Here is a 22,700-nt window from a genome sequence, read left to right on the forward strand (position 1 = left end):
TTTTCTGTGCGGCGATGAAATGTCCATTAGAATGCGCTGATGGAACCCCTCATTCGCGCCCCGATGGCCAGCTTTGCCGATTTGCTGCTTGATGCCATTTGCATGGTCGACAAGGACGGGCGCTTTGTGTTTGTCAGCGCCGCCTGTGAACGCATCTTTGGCTACACCCAGCGGGAAATGATCGGCATGGTCATGCTCGATCTGGTGGCGCCGGCCGACCGCCAGCGCACCATGGCGGCGGCGCGCGCCATCATGGATGGCAACGCCCACGCGCATTTCGAAAACCGCTACATCCGCAAGGATGGCAGCCTGGCGCATATCATGTGGTCGGCGCGCTGGTCCGAAGCCGACCAGCTGCGCGTGGCGGTGGCGCGCGACATCACCGTACTGAAGCAGGCACGCCAGAAGCAGGCGGCGCTGTATGCGATCTCCGAAGCGGCCCATGCCTCCGAAGACCTGGCGACCCTGTTTCGCCACATCCACCAGATCCTCGGCGAACTGCTGCCGGCCGCCGGCTTGTACATGACCTTGCTGGACCAGCAGGACCAGCCGGAAGAGTTCGCCTCGCGTGCCGATGAGCGGCAGACCGCCCCACCGTGCGACCTGCCGCGCCTGCTGGCCGGCGAGGTGCTGGCCGGTGGCCAGCCGCTACGGCCCGGCCCCGGGACCGCCGGCGAGCACGGGCACTGGCTGGCCGTGCCGCTGACCACGGCGCGGCGCACCATCGGCGCGCTGCTGCTGCATGGCGGCAGCGATGCCGGCAGCTACACGGAACAGGACCAGGAACTGCTGCAGTTCGTTGCCAAGCAGATCGCCACCGTCATCGAACGCAAGCAGCTGCACGCCCACATGCAGTTCATGGCCATGCACGACGAACTGACCGGCCTGCCGAACCGCCGCCTGTTCCATGACCGTTTGCAAACGGCTTTTGCGCGTGCCCAGCGCAAGCAGGAACGGCTGTCGCTGCTGTTCCTGGACCTCGACGGATTCAAGCGGGTCAATGACGAGCACGGCCATGCCTGCGGCGACCTGCTGCTGCAGGCGGTGGCCAGGCGGCTCAAACAATGCCTGCGCGAGAGCGACACCCTGGCGCGCCTGGGCGGCGACGAATTCGTGGTGCTACTGGAAAACAATGCGCAGGGCGCCGACGTCTTGCTGGTCGAGCAGAAAATCCACGCGGCGCTGGCGCTCGACTTCGCGCTCGATAACGGCCGCTGCCTGCGCACCGCCGCCAGCATCGGCAGCGCGCATTATCCCGAGCATGGCGACAGCACCCAGCTGCTGCTGCGCCACGCCGACCAGGCCATGTATGTGGCCAAGGCTCAGGTGTTCAAGCAATAAAAAAGCCGCCGGGATCTCTCCCGGCGGCTTCGCGATGCGGCGCCTGCCTGCGCGCCGCACCTTCCTGTTACGCGATCAGATGCTGCCCAGCACCGTGTTCAAGGTGGCGCTCGGACGCATGACGGCATCGGTTTTTGCCGGATCAGGCATATAGTAGCCGCCGATATCGGTGGCCACGCCTTGCGCCGCCAGCAGTTCTTCGACGATCTTCGTCTCATTTTCGCTCAGGGCGGTGGCCAATGGCGTGAAATGGGCTTTCAGTTCGGCGTCGTCGTTCTGCGCAGCCAGTGCCTGCGCCCAGTACAGCGACAGGTAGAAATGGCTGCCGCGGTTGTCCAGCTCGCCGGTACGTGGCGATGGCGACTTGTTGTTGTCCAGCAGCTTGCCGGTCGCTTCGTCCAGCGTCTTGGCCAGGATTTTCGCCTTGTCGTTGCCGGTCTTGATGCCCATGTCTTCCAGCGACACGGCCAGCGCCAGGAACTCGCCCAGCGAATCCCAGCGCAGGTGATTTTCTTCCACCAGCTGCTTGACGTGCTTCGGTGCCGAACCGCCGGCGCCCGTTTCGTACATGCCGCCACCGGCCATCAGCGGCACGATCGACAGCATCTTGGCCGAGGTGCCCAGTTCCAGGATCGGGAACAGGTCGGTCAGGTAGTCGCGCAGGATGTTGCCGGTGACCGAGATGGTGTCCAGGCCGCGGGCAACGCGTTCCAGCGTGTAGCGCATGGCGCGCGTCTGCGACATGATCTGGATGTCGAGGCCGCTGGTATCGTGGTCTTTCAGGTAGGTTTGCACCTTCTTGATGACTTCGTTTTCATGCGGACGGTAGGTGTCGAGCCAGAACACGGCAGGCATGCCCGAGTTGCGCGCGCGGGTGACGGCCAGCTTGACCCAGTCGCGGATCGGTGCGTCCTTGACCTGGCACATGCGCCAGATATCGCCCTCTTCCACGTTCTGCGACAGCAGCACTTCGCCGGTGGCGATGTCGGTGATGTTGGCCACGCCGGCTTCCGTCACTTCGAAGGTCTTGTCGTGCGAGCCGTATTCTTCGGCTTGCTGCGCCATCAGGCCCACGTTCGGCACGGTGCCCATGGTCTTCGGATCGAAGTTGCCATGCCATTTGCAGAAGCCGATCATTTCCTGGTAGATGCGCGCGAAAGTCGATTCCGGCATCACGGCCTTGACGTCTTTCGGACGGCCATCGGCGCCCCACATCTTGCCGCCAATACGGATCATGGCCGGCATCGACGCGTCGACGATGATGTCGTTCGGCGAATGGAAGTTGGTAATGCCCTTGGCCGAGTCGACCATCGCCAGTTCCGGACGGTTCGCGTGGCAGGCGTGCAGGTCCTTGAGGATCTCTTCTTTCTTGGACGTCGGCAGGGTTTCGATCTTGTCGTACAGATTGACCATGCCGTTGTTGACGTTCACGCCCAGCTCGTCGAACAGCGCGGCGTGCTTCGCGAACGCATCCTTGTAGAAAATGCGCACGCAGTGGCCGAACACGATCGGGTGCGAGACCTTCATCATGGTCGCTTTCACGTGCAGCGAGAACATTACGCCGGTCTTGAACGCGTCGTCGATTTCCTTCTCGTAGAACTCCAGCAGCGCTTTCTTGCTCATGAACATGCTGTCGATGATTTCGCCGGCCAGCAGCGAGACCTTCGGTTTCAGCACGATGGTCTTGCCGGAATTGGTGACCAGTTCCATCTTGACGTCGCGCGCGGCGGTGATCGTCATCGATTTTTCGCCATGGTAGAAGTCGCCATGGTGCATGTGCGACACGTGGGTACGCGATGCCTGGCTCCACTCGCCCATCGAATGCGGGTGCTTGCGGGCGAATTCTTTCACCGCTTTCGGTGCGCGGCGGTCGGAGTTACCTTCGCGCAGCACCGGATTGACCGAGCTGCCGACGCACTTGCCGTAGCGGGCCTTGAGCGCTTTTTCTTCGTCGGTTTTTGCGTCTTCCGGATAGTCCGGCAGCTTGTAGCCGCGGCCTTGCAGTTCACGGATGCACGAGACCAGCTGGCCTACCGACGCGCTGATGTTCGGCAGCTTGATGATATTGGTGTCGGGGTTTTGCGTCAGGGCGCCCAGCTCGGCCAGGGTGTTCGGGACTTTCTGGTCGTCGGAGAGGTACTCGGGGAACTCAGCCAGCACGCGGGAAGCGACCGAAATATCACTGGCGACAACGTCGACGCCAGCCGGCGCAGTGAACTTCTTGATGATCGGCAGCAGGGAATACGTCGCCAGCATGGGCGCTTCATCGGTCAGCGTGTAGATGATCTTGGATTTTTGTGTTGCCATGTTCAGTCCCTTGTATGCGGTGATGCTTGGTGGTTAACTTTCTTCGTTCCAAACACAGGGTGGTTGACCTTGCTTTGGACGGCTAGTGTACCGGCGGTGACGCCGTGCTTGGCCCACCACGTATTTTAGACTGTCCGGCCGCCGTTTGTGTACCCGATGGCGAGGAATCTTATATAAGACAGCAAATTAGAAGCCCGAGCCAGTGCGCAAGCGCCAATTTCATGCAATAAAACGAAATTTCACCTGCTGAAATGCCATAACGACAATATCAACATGAAAACATGTTCAGTTCAAGGCGGCCTCGATGCGCGTGGCGGCCGCAAACAGCTGCGCTTCGGCACCCGGTGCGCACAGCACGGAGATGCTCGGCGGCAAGCCGGTGGCAGGGTCCGCAAATTTCCAGGCCGGAATCGCCATCGCCGGCAAATCCAGGTAATTGCCCAGGGTATGGGCGGTAAACCAGCCATTGACACCGGGTTTCAACGATAGCCGGTTCATCTGCCCATGCGCAGGCGCCAGCAGGCCCAGGGTCGGCAAGACCATCACGCCATCGGTACCCAGCAATGCCTGGCAGCGCGACCGGGCCTCGGCAAACCGCGCCGCGATCGTGTTGACGTTGGCCGCGCTACGCGGCTTCATCAGCGGCGCAATCAGCATCCAGCGCAGCAAGCCTTCGTCGATGGTCGGCTTTTTCATCAATTGGCGCAGCAGCTCGGCCCACGGCGAAAAGCGCCCTGCCTCGGGTGTCGACAGCAAGCGCAGCCAGCCGTCGTAAAAATCATCGAGGATCAGCTTGGGAATCTGGTTGTATAAATAGGGAACGTCGGAAAAATCCTGCGCCTCCGGCCGGTAGCCCTCTTCCAGCAAGGCCGTCCTGGCGGCGGCCAGCGCCCCGGCCATGCAGGGTTCGCGCATCGCCAGCGGAAAGCCGCCCGGCGTGACCAGCCTGCCGGCAGCGGGCGGAACGGCAGACACCGGCTGCGCGGCGATCACGTCGTAGACCAGCCGCGCATCGCGCACGCTGCGCGTCAACGGTCCCAGGCCCAGCCAGGACCGGGTATTGCCGGTCACCACCGGCCAGGTGCCGCGCTGGTCGACGGCGCCGGAATGGGGCTTGAAGCCGACCACGCCACAGAAGGCGGCCGGGATGCGGATCGAGCCGAGGATGTCGGAGCCGACGCCGAACACGGAAGCACCCGCACCGACCAGCGCCCCTTCGCCACCGCTCGAACCACCGGCCACCCGATCCACGTCGAGTGGATTGCGGGTGCGCCCGTAGCGCGGATTGACGCTCTCGGCCGTCATGGCAAACTCCGGCACATTGCTGCGCGCTACCACGATGGCGCCCGCTTCTTTCAAACGGCGCACGATCTGCGCGTCTTGCGTGGATACTTGCGGCGTCATGCGCATGGAACCGGCCGTCAGCGGCTCGCCGGCGATGGCAAAGGTTTCCTTGACGCTGCACGGCAAGCCGAACAGCGGCAGCGACCTGTCGCCGGCGCTATCCAGCAGGCGCGCCTGCGCCAGCGCTTCGTCACGGAAAACATGCGTCGCGCCATTGACCTGCGGCTGCACCTGGTCCAGCCGCGCCAGCTGCGCCCGCGCCAGTTGCTCCACGCTCAATGTGCCCTGGCGCAGCGCCGCCAGCAAGGCCACGGCGTCCGGACCGTTCAAGTCTCTCTGGAAGTTGTCCATCGCGCGCCCTGATCAGCCTTCGGTGATGGCCATGGCCTTCTGCCAGGCCGGGCGCGCCTCGATGGCGCGCACAAACGCCTGCAACCTGGGCCAGCGTGTTGCTTCCGGCTGCTTGGTGGCAATGCCGACCGGGAAACTGAGCATGATGTCGGCGCCGGTCAAGCTGTCGCCGATAAAGTAGCCGGACGGCTGCACGATGCTTTCCAGATAATCAAAATGGCTGACCACCTCGCCATCGATGCGCCCGTGCAGCGGCGCGCCACCATCGCCGAGGCGTGACACATAAATACGCAGCAGCAGCGGAATCATGGCCGAGCCCTCGGCAAAGTGCATCAGTTGCAGATGGCGCAGCGCCTGCGGCGATCCGGCCGCAGGCAGGAACTGCCCATGCTGTTCGCACAGATATTGCACGATGGCGCCCGACTCTTCGATCAGCACGCCGTCCACTTCCAGCAGCGGCGACTTGCCCAGCGGGTGGATGGCTTTCAGTTCCGGCGGCGCGAAATGGGTGACGGCGTCGCGCCGGTAGCGCACGAGTTCATAGTCCAGCCCCAGTTCCTCGAGCAGCCAGACAATGCGCTGCGAGCGGCTTTGATTCAGATGATGTACGCGGATGGCCATGGTGTTCCCTGATAAGCAAAACCGTATAGTAATGCACAGTCCGCCCTATTCGGCGAACGTGTCGGCCAGCAGATTGCGCAGCCACTGGTTGCCCGCATCCTGGGTATAGCGCCGGTGCCAGAAGATATTCGTTTGCAGCGAAGGCAAGTGCAGCGGCGGGCGCAGGTAAGCCAGGTTGAACGGCGCGGCCGCGCGCTGCGCCAGCTTTTCGGGCACCGTCACCACCAGGTCCGTGCTGCTGACGATATACGGCACGGCCGTGAAATGCGGCACCTGGAAACTGGTGGCGGCGCGCACGCCGGCCTTGTCCAGCAGCGCGTTGACTTTATCGTAGGGGCTGTCCGACGAGGCCACCACCAGGTGTTCCAGCGCCAGGAAGCGTTTCAGGGTCGGCTTGCCGCGCCCCAGCGCATGGCCCTTGCGAAACATCGTCACATAGGCCTGCTCGAACAGGCGCCGCTGGTACAGCGCGCCCGAGACGTCGCCAAACGCACCGATCGCCAGGTCAACCCGGCCCGCTTCCATTTCCGTCTTGATATCGATGGCGCCCGCGCGCACGGTGCTGACCTGCACCTGCGGCGCCAGTTGGCGCAACGTTTTGACCAGCACCGGCATGAAATACACTTCGCCGACGTCGCTCATGGCCAGGCGAAAATGGCGCGCGCTGCTGGCGGCGTCAAATGCCTGCGGCGGCTTGAAGGCCTCGGCCAGCGTAGCCAGCGCGCCGGCCACCGGCTCGGCCAGCAGCTGCGCATAGGGCGTGGGCTGCATGCCCTGCGCCGTGCGCACGAACAATTCGTCGTCGAAGGTGCGCCGCAGCCGCCCCAGCGCATTGCTAACGGCCGACTGGCTCAGGCGCAGCCGCCTGGCCGCGTTGGATATCTGGCGTTCGCGGTACACCTCGTGGAACACCACCAGCAGGTTCAGGTCGATATTGCGCACATCGATCATGGCGAGGCTTTCAAGCGGGGACTATTCATATTGTAAATACTCTGTATTCACCTATTTATCTCGTCAAATATTATCCCACGTTCTAGAGTAGGGCCTGCCATCACAATGGAGACAAAAACAATGAATGCGCCCTACCAATCCGGCTTTGCCAATGAATTCGCCACCGAGGCCCTGCCCGGCGCCCTGCCCGCCCACCGCAACTCGCCGCAGCGTGCCGCCTACGGCCTGTATGCCGAGCAGGTGTCCGGCACGGCGTTCACCGCGCCGCGCAGCCATAACCGCCGCTCGTGGCTGTACCGCATCCGCCCGGCCGCCATGCACCGGCCGTTCCAGCGCCTGGACAACGGCCGCATCGCCGCCGATTTCGACTACGTCGAGGCGCCGCCGAACCAGCTGCGCTGGGATCCGCTGCCGATGCCTGTGGAACCCACCGACTTTATCGACGGCTGGGTGACGATGGCCGGCAACGGCTCGGCGGCGGCGCAATCGGGCTGCGCCATCCACCTGTACGCGGCCAACCGCGACATGCAGGGCCGCTACTTCTATTCGGCCGATGGCGAGCTGCTGATCGTGCCGCAGCAGGGCCGCTTGCAGCTGCGCACCGAACTGGGCGTGATCGAACTCGAACCGCAGGAAATCGCCGTGATCCCGCGCGGCATCCGCTTCCAGGCCCTGCTGCCGGACGGTGAGGCGCACGGCTATATCTGCGAAAACTTCGGCGCCCTGCTGCGCCTGCCCGACCTGGGCCCGATCGGCTCGAACGGCCTGGCCAATCCGCGCGACTTCCTGACGCCGTGCGCGGCCTACGAAGACGTCGAAGGCGACTTCGAACTGGTGGCCAAGTTCTGCGGCAATCTGTGGACGGCCAAAATCGGCCACTCGCCGCTGGACGTGGTCGCCTGGCACGGCAATTACGCGCCCTACAAATACGATTTGCGCCACTTCAACACCATCGGTTCGATCAGCCACGACCACCCCGACCCGTCGATCTTCCTGGTGCTGCAGGCGCCCAGCGACACGCCCGGCGTCGATACGCTGGACTTCGTCATCTTCCCGCCACGCTGGCTGGTGGCCGAAGACACTTTCCGCCCACCCTGGTTCCACCGCAACGTGGCCAGTGAATTCATGGGCCTGATCCACGGCCAGTACGACGCGAAGTCCGCCGGTTTCCGCCCGGGCGGCGCCAGCCTGCACAACTGCATGAGCGGCCACGGCCCCGACTCGGGCACCTTCGACAAGGCCAGCAGCATCGACACCAGTGTGCCGCAAAAGGTCGACAACACCATGGCCTTCATGTTCGAAACGCGCAGCGTGCTGTGCCCGACCGCCCACGCGCTGGCCTCGCCGCAATTGCAAGCCGATTATTTCGAGTGCTGGATGGGCATCGGCAAGCATTTCGATCCGGCCCAGCCTTGATCCCTGACGCCCGTTCCGTGTCCGCCATTGTCGTTCGGGGTCCAGGCCATCCCATCCTATAATGCGGATCGAACAGTCAGGAGAGTTGAAATGAAGACAGGCTTGGCCATCATGTTGTTGACCGGCGCATCCGCCATGCCCGGCCTCGGCCTTGCCGCCGACAAGCCGGGCATCGGTTTCTCGCACAAGGACTGGGAACTGGCCTGCGACAATACCGGCACCTGCCGCGCCGCCGGCTACCAGGTCGAAGGGGCCGAGCCGGCCGTGTCCCTGCTGCTGATGCGCGACGCGGGCGCGAAACAGGCGGTCAGTGCAAAAATCCAGCTGGGCTCCTACGCCGAGAGTGATGTGGCGCTGGCCGCCAATGTCAGTCATCTGGTGATCAAGTCAGGTGGACGCAAACTCGGGACAATCGACCTGGTCCCTGGCGCGCAGTCCAGCCCCCTGAACGGCGCAACGCTGGCCGTCATCCTGCCGGCGCTGCTGCAGTCGTCGAGCGTGATATTTTCAAGTGGCAAGCAGGACTGGACCTTGTCCACCGCCGGCGCCAGCGCCGTGCTGTTGAAAATGGACGAAGCCCAGGGCCGCATCGGTACCGCCGGCGCCTTGGTGCGCAAAGGCGGCAACGCAGAAACCGGCGTACTGCAACCCAGTATCGCGCCGGTCGTTATCGCCGCTGCCGTGCCGCAGCACAACGACAAGGATCTGTTATTACCGGGCGTCCAGCGTGCCGCCTTGTTGCAAGAACTGCGGAAAACGGCCTCCCGGGAAGACTGTGAAGGGCTGTACCCGTCCGAAGACGGAGAGAAAGCGAACGAGCTTAGCGTGCACCGTTTGTCACGCACCAAGCTGGTCGTGTCGACGGTCTGCGAGACCTATGCCTACAATCAATCCGGCATGTTCTGGGTGGTCAATGCCACGCCACCGTTTGATCCGGTCAGCGCCGGCGGCGACGCCAGCGGCTATGACGAGGGCGAGATTTCCGCGTCGCATAAAGGTCGCGGCCTGGGCGACTGCTGGAGTTCGAGCATCCATACCTGGGATGGCAAGCAATTCGTCTGGACCAAAGAATCGACCACGGGCATGTGCCGGCTGGTGGCGCCAGGTGGCGCGTGGGAGTTGCCGACGTATGTGACGACCGTGCGCAGGAGCGGGAGCAGGAACCAGGCGCGCTGAAACAAGCGCAACACGGTCAAACTATCGTGTTGCCGTCGAGCCCGGGCGTGGCCGCAAACACGGCGCTGATAAAATCGATGAACACGGCGGCACGCCGTGGCAACAAGCGCTCGGCGGCGTACACCGCATTGAGCGGCGTGCGCCCAGCCGCATGCTCGCTCAGCAACGCGCGCAGCTCGCCGCTACGCAGCTGCTCCGCAATCGTCCACGACGGCAAATAGGCGATGCCGATGTCCTGCATCACGGCTTTGCGTATGCCTTCCAGGCTGTTCAGGCGCAAGCGGCCTTGCACCTGCACCTCGCCATTCTTGAAAGGCCAGCCGCCCGCGCCCGTCATCAGGGTATAGATCAGGCACTGGTGCCGCAGCAGATCTGCCGGTTGCTGCGGCACGCCATGTTTTTCCACATACTTCGCGCTCGCCACGCAAATCCGCTCGGAGGTGCCGACACGGCGCGCCCGCAGCGCACTGTCCTTGAGGACACCGCCGCGAATGGCGATATCGACGCCTTCCGCCACCAGATCGATGTAATCATCGCCGAGCCGAAGCTCGACCTCGACATCGGGATAGCGCGCGAGGAAATCCGGCAGCGCCCCGATAATTTTCTCCGTGGCCAAGGTCGGCGCACACGACACCCTCAGCAAGCCATGGGGCTTGTGCTGGCCGCGCGCATCGGCGTCGGCCTGCGCGATCAGATCGAGCGCCTGGCGTGCCTGCGTATAATAGCGTTGCCCTTCCGGCGTGGCGACCAGCTGGCGCGTCGAGCGATGCAGCAAGCGCGTATCGAGCGCTTTTTCCAGCGACGCGATATGCCGGCTGACATTGGGCTGGCCTATGCCCAATTCGCGCGCCACCGCCGAAAAGCTGCCCGTCTCGACAGCGCGCACCAGGCACTGCATCCACAGCAATTTATCCATTTCTACATCCCCCTGCGATCAATTCATGCTACTGAAGCATAGCTGATATGCGCGCCGCCTGTCTTATCACGGCGGCAGTCGCGAGGCACACTGCATCCGTCCCCATTCACCAGATCAAGGAAAAACAGCATGAAACTTGCAGAAAAAGTAGCCGTCATCACCGGCGGCAGCACCGGCATCGGCCTGGCCATTGCAAAACGTTTTGTGAGCGAAGGCGCACACGTCTACATCACCGGCCGCCGCCAGGCCGAGCTCGATGCGGCTGTGCAAGCCATCGGCGGCACGGCCGAAAGCGCCCGCGTCGACTCAAAGGACATCGCCCAACTGCAGGCACTGTTCGACCGCATCAGGGAAAAACACGGCAAGCTCGACGTCCTGGTCGCCAACGCCGGCGGCGGCTCCCTGCTGCCGCTGGGCCAGATTACCGAAGAGCACTTCGACGACACCTTTGCGCGCAACGTCAAAGGCACGCTGTTCACCGTGCAGACTGCCCTGCCACTGCTGGGCAAGGGCGCGTCGGTGATACTGACCGGCTCCACCGCAGCAAGCGGCGGCACCGAAGCATTCAGCGTCTATGCGGCATCCAAAGCGGCCGTGCGCGCATTTGCCCGCAACTGGATCCTCGACCTGAAAGGCCGCGATATCCGCGTCAACACCCTCAGCCCCGGCCCGATCAAGACTCCAGGCCTGGTGGAACTGGTCGGCCACGACGCCGGCCAGCAGCAAGTCTTCCTCGACCACCTGGCATCCCTGATCCCGATGGGCCGTGTCGGCGACCCGGACGAGATCGCGAAAGCGGCGGTGTTCCTGGCGTCGGACGATGCGAGTTTTGTGAATGGGATTGAGTTGTTTGTGGATGGGGGGTTGAGGCAGATTTGATGACACGGGGCGCGCAGCCGTGAAAGTATCAATTTGTTCCAGGACGAGTTAGGTAGAAGATGTTGCGGATCGGCGAGTAGATCAGCGCGAAGTAGCCTTGATTGATGCCTGACCACTCCTAAAGGTGGATACAGATGCCAGCGCAGCCGACAAACGTCTTGCCCGAGCCGAACCTGGCCACGTAGGCCTTGAACTTGTGCGGCAGCTGCAGGAAGCTCTATTGCTGGAGGTTTAAGTCAAACTGGATTGTCGTCATGGCGCTTGGCGTCTTTCACGCCGAAGGTGATGCCGACAGGCGTAGGCGCGTCGTCGTCCGGCTTCACTTCCTTGCTGGCTTTCAGCAGGTTCAGGCCGATCTCGGCAGCGCCATTGGCCATCTTGGTCAACACGGCGATATCGCCCAGTGCCAGGCGGCTTTTGTCGTCCAGCGGCTCGGCGTCATCGATCTCGCCCGCCTTGTGGTGAGCGATGTCGGGCAGTCGGTGCGAGGTGGCAGCGCCATATCGTGCGGCGCCGGCCAAGTGCATAGAGATTTCTTTCAACTCGTCGGCCAACGTGTGCGCACTTATATGCGCACCAATCGGTAGCGCGCTAGATGCTGACTCTGCCACAACCAATTGATTTGCAATGTCTTTATTTGTTTCGTCTGCGCACCAAAGCGTTTCCTGATCGCAGCTTCGGATACGCCGAACTCCTTGGCAAGCGCTCGTGCCGCCTCCCCCTTGAGAAGACGTTGCCCTATCGCTGCCCACTGCTTGTCTGTCAGCGACGATTTGCGCCCCATACTCCCTCGCGGCTTTACAAATGAGATATACTAAATGACAAGCCGCCATAAGGCGGCTAAACTTTTCGAAGATCACTCTTACTCCAAAACCGGCCCTTCGATTAAGCCGTATGTCATAGACATGATGGCGCTAAAGACGCCATGCCATTGATCATCTTCGAAGCTATCGTTTAGCTTTATGGTCAACTTACCGTCACCAGTTCCGGTAAAAGGATCCTCAAACTGCGGAATATGCAGCGCCCACACCGGCTCCCAATACGTTTGGTCATACTTGTCTCGGCAAACGCGCTCGCAAATAATAAGGCCCACCAACTCCTTGCCGCCTATCTTCCAAGACCGAACGAGTCGCCCCTTGCCAAAAGGTGTGCTAAGTATAGCTAGCTCAGGCTGAGTTTCTGACTTACTTACAAGGATTTGCGCCTCCTTTAAGGTCCTTTGCTTAACACACGAGGCAATCAGCAGATTAATCACTGTGCTGTGGTCTAATTTGCTCGGACACCTCGATAGGTGGAAAATACACCACCTGAGGAGTTAGACATGACAACAAGAAAACGAAGAGTATTCGATGCCAGCTTGAAGCTGGAAGTAGTGCGCATGATCAAGGAACAGGGTCAGAGCGTCCAAAACGTCAGCGAGACCATGAGCATCGGCCAGACGGCGATCCGGCGCTGGTTGACGCAATACAGTGCTGAACAGAACGGCCAGCCAGGCATCGGAAAACCGCTCACCGCCGAGCAACAAAGGATCCGGCAACTGGAGCAGGAAAATCAGCAACTGCGCCAGGACGTCACCATCTTAAAAAAGGCATCGGCCTTCTTTGCCCGCGAAATGAAATGATTTACACGGTCATTCGTCAGCTGCAAAAGGAGGCCTTGCCTGTGCAGAAGAGCTGTGATTTGCTGGCCGTCAGCAGGTCGGGTTTTTACACGGCACAGCACCGTACCGCCAAGCCTGCATCCTGCAAAGCGAGCATCCATCTGAAAGCGGCATTCATGGCCAGCCATCAGAGCTACGGAAGCCGGCGACTGGTCACGGCCATGGCCAACGCGGGTGTGCGCATCGGGCGTTACAAAGTACGCCGGCTGATGCGCCAGGCGGCCTTGAAGCCGGTCTGGAAGCGTAAATTCGTACACACAACGGACAGCAAGCACGGCTTGCCGGTGGCCGCCAATGTGTTGAACCGGCAGTTCAATCCGGCCGCACCGAATCTCGCTTACGTCAGTGACATCACTTACATTCGGACTGGCGCAGGATGGCTGTACCTGGCCACGGTTCTCGATCTGTATGCACGCAAAGTGGTCGGCTGGGCCATGGCGCCGAGCATGCCCGCCCAACTGGTCTGCGATGCCTTGAGCATGGCGATCGGACAGCGGCGGCCAGCCCCGGGATTGATCGTCCATTCGGATCGCGGCAGTCAATATGCCAGCGCGCTGTACCAGGAGATGCTTGAGCGGCACGGCTTCGTTTGCAGTATGAGCCGTAAGGGGAATTGTTGGGATAACGCCGTCGCAGAACGCTTCTTCCTGAATCTGAAAATGGAGCGTGTGTGGCAGCGCCAATATGCCAACCATGCCGAAGCAAAAGCCGATATTACCGACTACATCGTCGGTTTCTACAACTGCAAGCGTCTCAATTCAGCATTGGGCAATCTGCCACCCACCGTCTACGAACGGAAAATGGCAACACGTGAACCTATCGTTGTGTCCGAAATTACTTGACCACCACACTGCATCGCTTCTGGCGTTAATGCGGCCCATAGTTGGCGCTAGATCGCGGAAAATTTGCCACTTGTCCTGGGATATATTTCCAAAATTCATAATTACCTCCAATGTTGTTGAATGTGAATTATGTCATGGTATGAAGCCACCGCCCGCCTCCAGCAGGCGCCGCGGCGCATCGCGGCCGAAGTCGTCTGGATCTTTGTTACGTCGGCGACTGCGCCCATTTCTTCAAGCCCTGCCAATGAAGCGCGCTGGCAGATTAGCGGCAAATACACCTACGCAAAATTGATTTGAGCTACTGATTAAATTTTAAGCAGCGAAAAGCTCATAGAATTGGTTCTCGATACAACAACTGGAGAGCTCCATGTACGAAACGAAATACAGTTCTCGGCTTAATCGCTATGCAGCGTTAGAAATGCCCTCGCTATCACCTCCATGCAGCCCACTTCGGCGCATTCGCCTTGCAAAGCAGATCCACCTACTCCACAGTTAGCTTGAGGGAAACGCGCCCTGGCCCGAGGCTTACCGCAGCTGAGTCGCTTGGGCGGCCGTGATGGTGGTTGCAGTGATGGACACGCCACATCATCGCTGTGATGCAGCAGGCGGCGAAACCCGGCGTGCCGGGCAAGGGAAACTGGAGCGGGCGTGGGAATCGAACCCGCATGGAAAGCTTGGAAGGCTTCCGCTCAACAATTGAGCTAAGCCCGCGAAATCTGGTTGCCAGTTACAGCGTCTGCAGCCGAATTGCGGGAGGTACAAAGTCCGTCAGCTGTTGCGCTGCGGCCTGCTCGGCGTATCCTGCGGGCTTCTTTGTCCCGGCTTAGACTTTGTCCGGTCGACAGCTGTTGGCAGATCTTGGTGATTCCATGGTTGTAGGCTGATTGATGCGAAGGCCTCGCCAGTGAAAAACTACCCACTGCGCCGATGGCTAAATGCGCGGTAAGTCGCCATCACATTGCGCCGTGCGGCGCTGGGGGTTGAATTCTTCGTTAATTCATGGTGCACCGCCATTTCAGGCCTGCGGTGGCATGCGCGCGCGCATCTGGATAGTTCAGTTTTGTTCGTCGCGCTTGGCATGCGCCTGACGCTCAGCGGTGATCAGGGTTCAACCCAACTCGCGGCGCACCTCATCCTGCGTGGGCAGCAGGTCGGGCGCCGGCTTGCAGCGCTCCAAGTACTCGCCGGCGACGTAGCGTGAATAAGGAATGGTTTCTGACATGGCGGCCTCGAAGGTGGCGCGCAATAGAAAAAGCCCGCATGAGCGGGCGCCAGTGTTTGCCCCTTGGCTATAGTGCGTGGTGAGCGATAAATCTCCAAGCGACCTCAACCAACGGGGCACAGGGTAAAATCGCGAGTCCCAGCTCTCGGCTAGGCGCGGAGTGCTGGAAGAATTCCTTCATTCTAAGCGGTTAAAAATTTTTTCACAATGCATATTGCAAATAGATGAGAAATCAAATATCGTTATTCAAATTAAAATCACGGCGACACACAGATTGGCTCACATGGCGTTCCTGTTATAGGTTTGAGAAATGACTACAGATTTATGCAAACTTACCAAAAAGAGGGGGCGTTTTGCGCGATCCCATCTTTTGCCAAAAGCGCTTACCCGCTTGAGCTTAACTGGCGAGCGTTTAGTAGAGGTTGGAATTGGTGAGGGCATAAAGAAAAGGTTCGATAGCTGGTTCGACCTGGAACTGTGCACACACGAAGGTGAAAAAATACTTGCAGATATTGACACAAAAGCGATAAGAATCCTGCGGGAAAATTTATTAATTTGGGGATCATGGGGGGGTGCAGAAAAACTTCAAGCTGATTTTGATGTCGGTACAGCAGACGATCAAAACATACGCCAGATAACAATTAAAAATGCGCCTGCCCTACAATTATTCTTTCTGAGCCTACTCTGGCGTGCTGCAACAACCAATAGAGTAGAATTCAAGCATGTACAAGTTGCACCAGAGATATTAGAAGACATCCGCTTACGTGTCTTAAATAAAAATATTGGCCAAGTTGAGGACTACCCAGTACATCTTTATCAAGTCACAACTATCGGGGTAAAGCACAACAGAGTGCCACTATCAGAAGAAGTCAACATCGCAACGGACGATGAGATTGGAGAGAGAAATGTTCCCTATGTAAGGTTCTATTTCGACGGATTGGTTGCGCTCGTGTACCTTTTCAAAGATAGAACAGATGGCGAGGATCACAACAAAGTATCATTGTGCGGACGTGGTGATAACAAAACATTTGTATTTGGAAACCCATTTGAAAAATCCAGAGTTAACGATAATATTAAGACGATGGTTGAAATAGTAAATGAAGAATCCGCACTTCTCAGGCCCAGCGCCATGAGAGCAGCCAGCGCCTGTTGCGCAAAGGAATCCGAAGTCCTGTAATAGGAAAGCTGCTCAGGACGTCCAGGTCGCAATCAGCAAGCTCGTCGGCTGGTCATGGAGGGCGGCCGTCTGACCGTGCACTGGACATATGCCATCGAGAAGCAGCCCGAGGCGAAGCGTCTTCAGATGGTCACGACATGTGCTTATAAGGCTGCGTGCCGGGGTGGCGGTGCGCGAGAGATCATGTTCTATCGCAAGGGTAAATTGATGGGATTGCATCGCCAAAAGCTGGTGTGCGACTGATGAAGTAGTGCAACAATTCGCTAGATTTCCTATTATCAATATTTTATATAATTCAGTGCGACACGTAGTCGCTAATTGGTCGCTATGCGGCATTGATTTACAAGCAACAAAACCTGCAAACATGCGCTAAGTCCTTGATTTTTACAGGATGTTAGCGTCGGGTGTATAACTCCGCCCAGCGGAAACGATACAGTTCAGATCAAATCCACACTCAAACAATCTTCACGTATCCGACGTTCATGCACAGGTTTTCCTGTCCCATGCGCTTCCTTGCGTCGAAAATTCGCCCACAAGGCGGAATTGTGTTGCCTCCAAACAACGAACGGTATATACCCGTGAAACTGGAACGTACGCCTTCCGCGCAGACGTTCATGGCAAGCCAGCAATGGCATTTGAGACATTAAGCAGGCAGCAGTTGCTATGTATAGAGCGCAAGCTCTGAGATACCTTGTCGTACCCGAATTATCAGGTGCTACGACCGGATGCACGACCATCTGTCACCTATTCGAACATGCGTCACTGGCAACGGTGGGGTGTGAAGCTTCGAAGACAATGTACCCCCATGTTCGTATGCGGCGTTTTGTTCATGCGAGTGAGCAAGGCGGAGACTGCCAGCAGAAAGGCGGTTGAGGGGCTAGGTGAGTGCTGCAAGGGTAATGTAATGTGAATCGTCGTTTGAACCCTCGTAAATATTGATGGGCCTAAGCTGCTGACAGGCCCTAACCAAAACGGTACCGTGGATGGTTGTCCTTGTTGAATCTGGGGACACGTCGTCATTAACACCACCGGGGGATAGGCGGACTCTAAACAGTCAATCGCAATGTATTCAGTTGCGTTGGTATCTCAGGGAACGTGGTAAGCCTGATTTCCTGCCGTAGCTTGGCAGCTACAAGTCATACGGCAGGCGACCCGCAAGGGAAGCTGACGGGAAAGCAGGTATGGGAGGATGGAAAAAGCGAATGCTGCGCAGTAATAGCGTGGATAGGGATTCCAAATTTGTCCCACCGTGAAAGCGGGCAGACTTCCATCTGGTGCAATAGTCGTCAAACGACTGTATAGACAATAACGCCTCGAAGGGACGCAGTTCATCCCTTCGGGGTGACTTGCGTCCTCGATAGGTGTCAACCAACGAGGTACAGCAATGAGAGTAACTGAAGAAAATTTCGGTTCTGCGTCCTCGCACATTCCTGCTGAGTGGAGCGCCATCGACTGGCGCAAAGTTCAGAAGAATGTGAGAGTCATGCAGCATCGTCTAGCGAAGGCTACGTCGGACAGTGACTGGCGCCGAGTGAAAGCTCTGCAACGGTGGCTGACCCATTCGTTTTGTGCCAAAGCAGCGGCAATCAAACGCGTGACCGAAAACCAAGGCAAGCGAACATCGGGTGTCGACCGGCAGCTATGGGAGACCCCGCAACTGAAACATGCGGCAATTGCCAACCTCGGAAAATCCCGGTATCGACCCCTGCCCCTCCGGAGGGTTAATATTCCCAAGACCAATGGAACGTTACGCCCTTTGGGCATTCCAACTATGAAGGACCGGGCCATGCAGGCGCTACACCTGCTGGCGCTCGATCCGGTCCTGGAAACAGTGAGCGATCAGAACTCGTATGGGTTCAGGAAAAATCGTGCAACTGCCGATGCGATGTCCCAGATATTCGTCAGACTCTCCCGCAAGGGTTCAGCTGAATGGGTATTGGATGCGGACATCGAAGGGTTCTTCGATAACATCAGCCACCAATGGATGATCGACAACGTCCGCATGGACAAGTCGATACTGACTAAATGGCTGAAGTCCGGTGTAGTGGACGGTAAGCAATTGCTGGCGACAACTGCCGGAACTCCGCAGGGTGGCATCATCAGCCCCGCACTTGCAAATTGGACACTGAATGGGTTGGAAGCGGAACTTGTTGCGCATCTCGATGCAAAATGGGGAGTAGCCAAGGCCAAGAAACTCAAGGTCGGCGTCATACGGTACGCGGATGATTTTGTCATTACAGGGGCTTCACGAGAGCTGCTGGAAGACGAAATCAAACCGTGGGTGGAGAATTTTCTCGCCATCAGAGGTCTGAGGCTTGCAAAGGCGAAGACCAAGATCGTGCATGTCGATGAAGGGTTTGATTTCCTGGGATGGAACTTCCGCAAATACACAGGAAAGTTGCTCATCAAGCCAAGTAAGAAAAACGTCAAGGCGTTTTATAAAAAGCTGGGAACGGCAATCAGTGACAATTTGGGCGCAACGCAGGAGAATTTGATACGCCTGCTGAACCCCATGCTACGCGGGTGGGCGCAGTACCACTCGCCTGTTGTAGCAAAGCAAACGTTCTCTCGTCTGGAGTCGCTGCTGTTCTGGCGACTCATGCGATGGGCAAAACGCAGGCACCCGACCAAGAGCGCAGATTGGATACGCAAAAGTATTGGCGTACCGTCGGCAATCGGCATTGGGTATTTGCATGTCAAATTGATACTGAGTTCGGCAATAAGGCAACAATGGAACTGTACTCGCTTGCGGGAACGGCCATTGAGCGTCACATCAAGATCAAGGGAGCATTCAACCCTTATGATCCGTCATGGGAGATGTACGGTGAGACGCTTCGGATGGAGCGCATGGTGAAAAACATGCGCTACCGAAAGGAGTGGATACGGCTGTACGTGGATCAGGACGGAAAGTGCGCGCTGTGCGGGTATGCGATGGACTTTGACACCGGCTGGCACGACCACCATATGCAGTATAGGGTAGCGGGCGGGTCCGATGCGCTGGGAAATCGGGTATTATTGCACCCAAATTGCCATTCTCAGGTTCATAGCCTTGGATTGAAAGTAACAAAGCCGGTTCCTGTATAGGAACTTTTTATTAAGCCCGAGCCGTGTGCGGCGAAAGTCGCAAGCCCGGTTCCTAGGGGGGAGGACTCCAGTAATGGAGTCTTCCTACCCTACATAAAGAAACGGCATATCTTTGCTGGTACTGGAACCGATAGTGACCAATTCATCCATTCTGAAAATATGCATAACCACAGCAACCTTGCTGCTGTTCGGGTGCGACAATCATAAGCCCGCAAATAAAAGTCGGGAAGAGTCTAGCATAGCCCTCGCCGCGAAGACACAAGAGATTAACCCGCCAATGGAAAATATTGCCATATTAGCAGGCCCATTTGGATTAGCCAAAGGGGTGACGACCGAGCAATTGACGGGAGCGTTTGGCTTTAAGGCCGCAGAAACCGCATCAAATGTTTATGCAGGCATTCCACCTAGGCCTGTCGAGGGTCTTGTTGATTACATCGTTCTTGCAACAAAACGTAGCGGTCTATGCAGAATTGTGGCGTCAACTCCTGTTGCAGTGGCTAATGACTCGGGCGATCAGGTCAAGGCATCAGTTGATCGGCTGGCGGAGTCCCTGAAAATTAAATATGGCGACACCCCCGTTAAAACAAACTATGTTGGCAGCGGGACATTTAAGCGAAATCCCGATATGTGGATGATTGGTCTAAAAGATGATTCGGTCATTTATGGATACACATGGGAAAGTAAAGCGGCAGCCCCATTGCATAACGAATTAAGGGCGGTCGAAGTCACCGCCCAAGCCTCGGACAGTTCTAACGCATACGCTAAAATCGTCTATACATTTAACAATTTCGATGATTGCGCTAAAGATATTAAGTCAATGCAAGCGCAGAACTTGTAGCACGTTTTAGGTCAGTACCGCCGCGAAATAGCCCACCTACGCAAAAAACATACCCACGGCATCACTTAGCCGGCGGCGGGTGTGCTGCTGATGAGATGAAGGCACCCAATTACAACTAATCTAAGCGTCGACAAGGCCAAGCAAGCCCTCATAACTGCCATCGCAGTAGCGGACGGCTATGATCGAGCCAATTCCACCGAACAAGCAAAACCAATTTCTCACATTCCGCTGCAAGCGGAATTCCACCGATAGAAACAACCTCAGGTAGCCAGAAAAATGAGCAATACAATCAGTAAGTTGCCTTCGATTATGCCCTCCAAGATGTCCGGCCAAGGATCCCTGGATTTGGGCATAAACAAGCAGATCGAGATTGATGGTGTTGGTATGGGTGTCCTTTCGGACGGAACGCCATTCTTAACCCTTCGCGGACTAGCGCGATTATGCGGCGTAAATCACAGTGTTATCCAAGGCATAAACGACGAATGGTCCCAGCCGGTACAGCAGTCTCGATCTTTGAGAATACGGGAAATAATCATCTCCCATGGAGATGCTGTCGAACACCCATATATCGAAATTAAACAGCGCAGTGGTGTTGCTTTTTACGCCTACCCCGATGTGGTTTGCTTGGCGATACTTGAGTATTATTCCTTTGATGCTGGAGCAAACATCAAAGAAGAGGCGAAGAAGAACTACCGGCTGCTTGCAGGCAAAGCGCTTCGAGAATTTATCTATAGCCAAGTTGGGTATGATCCTTCTGCTGCTAGCACTGAAAAATGGCGTCAATTTCATGATCGAGTGTCATTGACATACAACTCAGTTCCCAATGGGTATTTCGGGATTTTCAAAGAAATTGCTGACCTGATTGTTACCCTGGGACAAGCTGGGCTGCACATTGACTCGGGCTTTGTGCCGGACATTAGTGTCGGGCAGGCGTGGGCCGCACATTGGAAAAAGGGAACGCTAGGTGGAATATACGGTGAGCGAATTAAATTTGAGCACAACTACCCAGATTATTTTCCGCAAGCGGCATCCAATCCACAAGAGCCATGGTGCTACCCGGAAATTGCTCTCGGCGAATTTCGTCGATGGTTTCGCGAGACTTATGTTGGCGAGGGGAAGTTGCAAACTTATATCGAGGGCAAGGTAAGGGATAAGTCCTTACCATTGTCATTTGCACAACTTGCTCTAGCTGCTTACCAAAAAGAATAGTGTCCAGCCCGCCGCGCGGGCTTTTTTTCCGAAGCTCCTAAGTAATTCGTCAATTTTTGCTGTCAAAGCCTAATAGGTAACGACGCAGGAGTTGATGTGATGAAACTACTGATACTACAACCGGCTGAACAGCAAACATTGCGCGACATGGGTGTTTTTCATCAGCATCCACGTGTCCGGATACGTGCCCAAGCGATCGTTCGATTGAGTCAGGGACTGACTTTGCAGCAAACCGCGAACGAATTCCATGTCCATCTGAACAGCATTGAAGCATGGCGGCAACGCTGGAACAAGCAAGGCCTGATGGGTCTTTATGAAGGCCATCATACCGGGCGCAAACGCAAGTGGACGGCCGAACAGCAAGAGACACTGCGCGCATTGGCGCAAGCCGATGGGGGCAGCGCCAACAGCCTGCTACGGACTCTGGCGCAAACGGAAGGCTTGCCAGTCATCAGCCAGGAAACGGCAAGGCGATATCTGCATGAGATGCAGTTCAGCTACAAGCGCTACCGTTACAGTTTAAAAAAAAGCATCCGCCTGAAGCTTTCGGCAAGTCCGCACGGATAATCGGCGAGTTGGATTACTTGGCACGCGCCGGGCGGTGTGAACTGCTGTTTTATGACGAATCCGGTTTCAGCCAGAATCCGCCGATTCAGTCCGGTTGGTCGCCGATTGGGCAGACGCGTGGCGTGGAACCGCTATCGCATGGCGAGCGCGTGAATGTTCTGGGTGCGCTCAGCCATGACCACAAGCTGCACTGGCGAACGCAACGTCGGCCGACAGTACGCGACGACGTGATCGCTTTTTTCGACGAGCTCGCGGCACAAAAATATACCGTGCCGCGCATTGTCGTACTGGACAATGCGTCATTTCACAGGGGGTCGCAGATTGAGAAATGCCGACGAAAATGGATGGCACAGGGACTGTTTCTGTATTACTTGCCGCCTTACAGCCCGGAACTGAATCGCATCGAGATCCTGTGGAAACAGGCCAAGTACTTCTGGCGCCGTTTCGCCGGGCTGAAAGGAAGTGAGTTGCTGAGCGAGGTGGAATCCTTGATGAAAGGTTTCGGAACTGCATTCACAATAAATTTCGTCTGACTACTTAGCTGTATCAGCGCATAGTCGGTTCCTCAATATGGAACCGCTGATGGGCGCCGTCGAGCTTCGCCTGCAGTACAGTAGCGGCTGAGGGACAGGGAGCGGTCTGAGGGGCAGGTTCACCATTACGACACGAGCTCGGAAATACCAACGTTTGGCCTGATACGCAGAGTCGTGATACTGTCATTGAAGCAATATCATGCCGCTACTGCGATATAGACAAAGCAATGGCCCGGACTTATTTTCCGGCGGCCTTTAACATGCAT

19 protein-coding genes, 1 tRNA gene and 1 pseudogene are annotated in these 22,700 nt (G+C 57.6%); 12 read left to right on the forward strand and 9 right to left on the reverse strand.

The features are described 5' to 3' along the window. Window positions 1-39 precede the first annotated feature (39 nt). On the forward strand, window positions 40-1,341 hold the full coding sequence (locus tag Q8L25_RS22455) for a diguanylate cyclase domain-containing protein (protein ID WP_308921515.1): 1,302 nt from the start codon (window positions 40-42) through the stop codon (window positions 1,339-1,341). Window positions 1,342-1,416: 75 nt separating this feature from the next. Here Q8L25_RS22455 and Q8L25_RS22460 read toward each other — a convergent pair whose 3' ends face one another. From Q8L25_RS22460 to Q8L25_RS22475, 4 genes are all read right to left on the reverse strand, one after another. After that, on the reverse strand, window positions 1,417-3,648 hold the full coding sequence (locus Q8L25_RS22460) for an NADP-dependent isocitrate dehydrogenase (protein ID WP_308921516.1): 2,232 nt from the start codon (window positions 3,646-3,648) through the stop codon (window positions 1,417-1,419). A 285-nt stretch (window positions 3,649-3,933) separates the two neighbouring features. After that, entirely contained in the window at window positions 3,934-5,322 is a 1,389-nt protein-coding gene (locus Q8L25_RS22465) for an amidase (protein ID WP_308921517.1), read from the reverse strand. Window positions 5,323-5,355: 33 nt separating this feature from the next. Continuing rightward, window positions 5,356-5,964: a glutathione S-transferase gene (locus Q8L25_RS22470; protein ID WP_308921518.1), complete on the reverse strand. Its 609-nt coding sequence runs from the start codon at window positions 5,962-5,964 to the stop codon at window positions 5,356-5,358. Between the two features lie 45 nt (window positions 5,965-6,009). Next, window positions 6,010-6,915, reverse strand: a complete 906-nt coding sequence (locus tag Q8L25_RS22475) for a LysR family transcriptional regulator (protein WP_308921519.1) — start codon at window positions 6,913-6,915, stop codon at window positions 6,010-6,012. A 120-nt stretch (window positions 6,916-7,035) separates the two neighbouring features. On the opposite strand from Q8L25_RS22475, the gene hmgA reads away from it, so the two are divergent. Further along, window positions 7,036-8,331 (forward strand): homogentisate 1,2-dioxygenase, encoded by a 1,296-nt coding sequence (gene hmgA, locus Q8L25_RS22480; RefSeq protein WP_308921520.1) that lies wholly within the window; start codon window positions 7,036-7,038, stop codon window positions 8,329-8,331. A gap of 90 nt (window positions 8,332-8,421) precedes the next feature. Continuing rightward, window positions 8,422-9,507, forward strand: a complete 1,086-nt coding sequence (locus Q8L25_RS22485) for a DUF1176 domain-containing protein (protein ID WP_308921521.1) — start codon at window positions 8,422-8,424, stop codon at window positions 9,505-9,507. 16 nt (window positions 9,508-9,523) lie between these two features. Here the strand turns inward: Q8L25_RS22485 and Q8L25_RS22490 are convergent, their stop codons facing one another. After that, the gene (locus Q8L25_RS22490; protein WP_308921522.1) at window positions 9,524-10,423 is read right to left on the reverse strand and encodes a LysR family transcriptional regulator; all 900 of its coding nucleotides are present in this window, start codon (window positions 10,421-10,423) and stop codon (window positions 9,524-9,526) included. 129 nt (window positions 10,424-10,552) lie between these two features. On the opposite strand from Q8L25_RS22490, the gene Q8L25_RS22495 reads away from it, so the two are divergent. Next, on the forward strand, window positions 10,553-11,302 hold the full coding sequence (locus Q8L25_RS22495; RefSeq protein WP_308921523.1) for an SDR family oxidoreductase: 750 nt from the start codon (window positions 10,553-10,555) through the stop codon (window positions 11,300-11,302). 236 nt (window positions 11,303-11,538) lie between these two features. Here Q8L25_RS22495 and Q8L25_RS22500 read toward each other — a convergent pair whose 3' ends face one another. From Q8L25_RS22500 to Q8L25_RS22505, 3 genes are all read right to left on the reverse strand, one after another. Next, the gene (locus tag Q8L25_RS22500; protein WP_308921524.1) at window positions 11,539-11,829 is read right to left on the reverse strand and encodes a hypothetical protein; all 291 of its coding nucleotides are present in this window, start codon (window positions 11,827-11,829) and stop codon (window positions 11,539-11,541) included. A 38-nt stretch (window positions 11,830-11,867) separates the two neighbouring features. Next, the gene (locus Q8L25_RS31770) at window positions 11,868-12,086 is read right to left on the reverse strand and encodes a helix-turn-helix domain-containing protein (protein WP_374694193.1); all 219 of its coding nucleotides are present in this window, start codon (window positions 12,084-12,086) and stop codon (window positions 11,868-11,870) included. A gap of 78 nt (window positions 12,087-12,164) precedes the next feature. Then, window positions 12,165-12,557 (reverse strand): hypothetical protein, encoded by a 393-nt coding sequence (locus Q8L25_RS22505; RefSeq protein ID WP_308921525.1) that lies wholly within the window; start codon window positions 12,555-12,557, stop codon window positions 12,165-12,167. A gap of 66 nt (window positions 12,558-12,623) precedes the next feature. Between Q8L25_RS22505 and Q8L25_RS22510 the strand changes: the two genes are divergently transcribed. Next, window positions 12,624-13,804 (forward strand): IS3 family transposase gene (locus tag Q8L25_RS22510; RefSeq protein WP_308920653.1). Its coding sequence is split into 2 segments (ribosomal slippage): window positions 12,624-12,894 and window positions 12,894-13,804, totalling 1,182 coding nucleotides; the frame shifts between segments, so codons are not numbered across the junction. Between the two features lie 129 nt (window positions 13,805-13,933). Further along, entirely contained in the window at window positions 13,934-14,101 is a 168-nt protein-coding gene (locus tag Q8L25_RS22515; RefSeq protein ID WP_308921526.1) for a hypothetical protein, read from the forward strand. 341 nt (window positions 14,102-14,442) lie between these two features. On the opposite strand, the gene Q8L25_RS22520 is transcribed toward Q8L25_RS22515, so the two are convergent. Further along, window positions 14,443-14,515: transfer RNA gene (locus tag Q8L25_RS22520), tRNA-Gly, on the reverse strand. 821 nt (window positions 14,516-15,336) lie between these two features. Between Q8L25_RS22520 and Q8L25_RS22525 the strand changes: the two genes are divergently transcribed. From Q8L25_RS22525 to Q8L25_RS22550, 6 genes and pseudogenes are all read left to right on the forward strand, one after another. Next, window positions 15,337-16,203 (forward strand): hypothetical protein, encoded by an 867-nt coding sequence (locus Q8L25_RS22525; protein ID WP_308921527.1) that lies wholly within the window; start codon window positions 15,337-15,339, stop codon window positions 16,201-16,203. A gap of 1,384 nt (window positions 16,204-17,587) precedes the next feature. Next, window positions 17,588-19,287: pseudogene (ltrA, locus tag Q8L25_RS22530) on the forward strand (group II intron reverse transcriptase/maturase). Between the two features lie 133 nt (window positions 19,288-19,420). Continuing rightward, window positions 19,421-20,125, forward strand: a complete 705-nt coding sequence (locus tag Q8L25_RS22535) for a hypothetical protein (protein ID WP_308921528.1) — start codon at window positions 19,421-19,423, stop codon at window positions 20,123-20,125. 276 nt (window positions 20,126-20,401) lie between these two features. Continuing rightward, window positions 20,402-21,334, forward strand: a complete 933-nt coding sequence (locus Q8L25_RS22540; RefSeq protein WP_308921529.1) for a hypothetical protein — start codon at window positions 20,402-20,404, stop codon at window positions 21,332-21,334. Between the two features lie 99 nt (window positions 21,335-21,433). After that, the gene (locus Q8L25_RS22545; RefSeq protein WP_308921530.1) at window positions 21,434-21,901 is read left to right on the forward strand and encodes a helix-turn-helix domain-containing protein; all 468 of its coding nucleotides are present in this window, start codon (window positions 21,434-21,436) and stop codon (window positions 21,899-21,901) included. Window positions 21,902-21,909: 8 nt separating this feature from the next. Next, window positions 21,910-22,434: an IS630 family transposase gene (locus Q8L25_RS22550; protein WP_308921531.1), complete on the forward strand. Its 525-nt coding sequence runs from the start codon at window positions 21,910-21,912 to the stop codon at window positions 22,432-22,434. Window positions 22,435-22,700 lie beyond the last annotated feature (266 nt).

The organism is Janthinobacterium sp. J1-1, assembly GCF_030944405.1.
Taxonomy (GTDB): domain Bacteria; phylum Pseudomonadota; class Gammaproteobacteria; order Burkholderiales; family Burkholderiaceae_D; genus Janthinobacterium.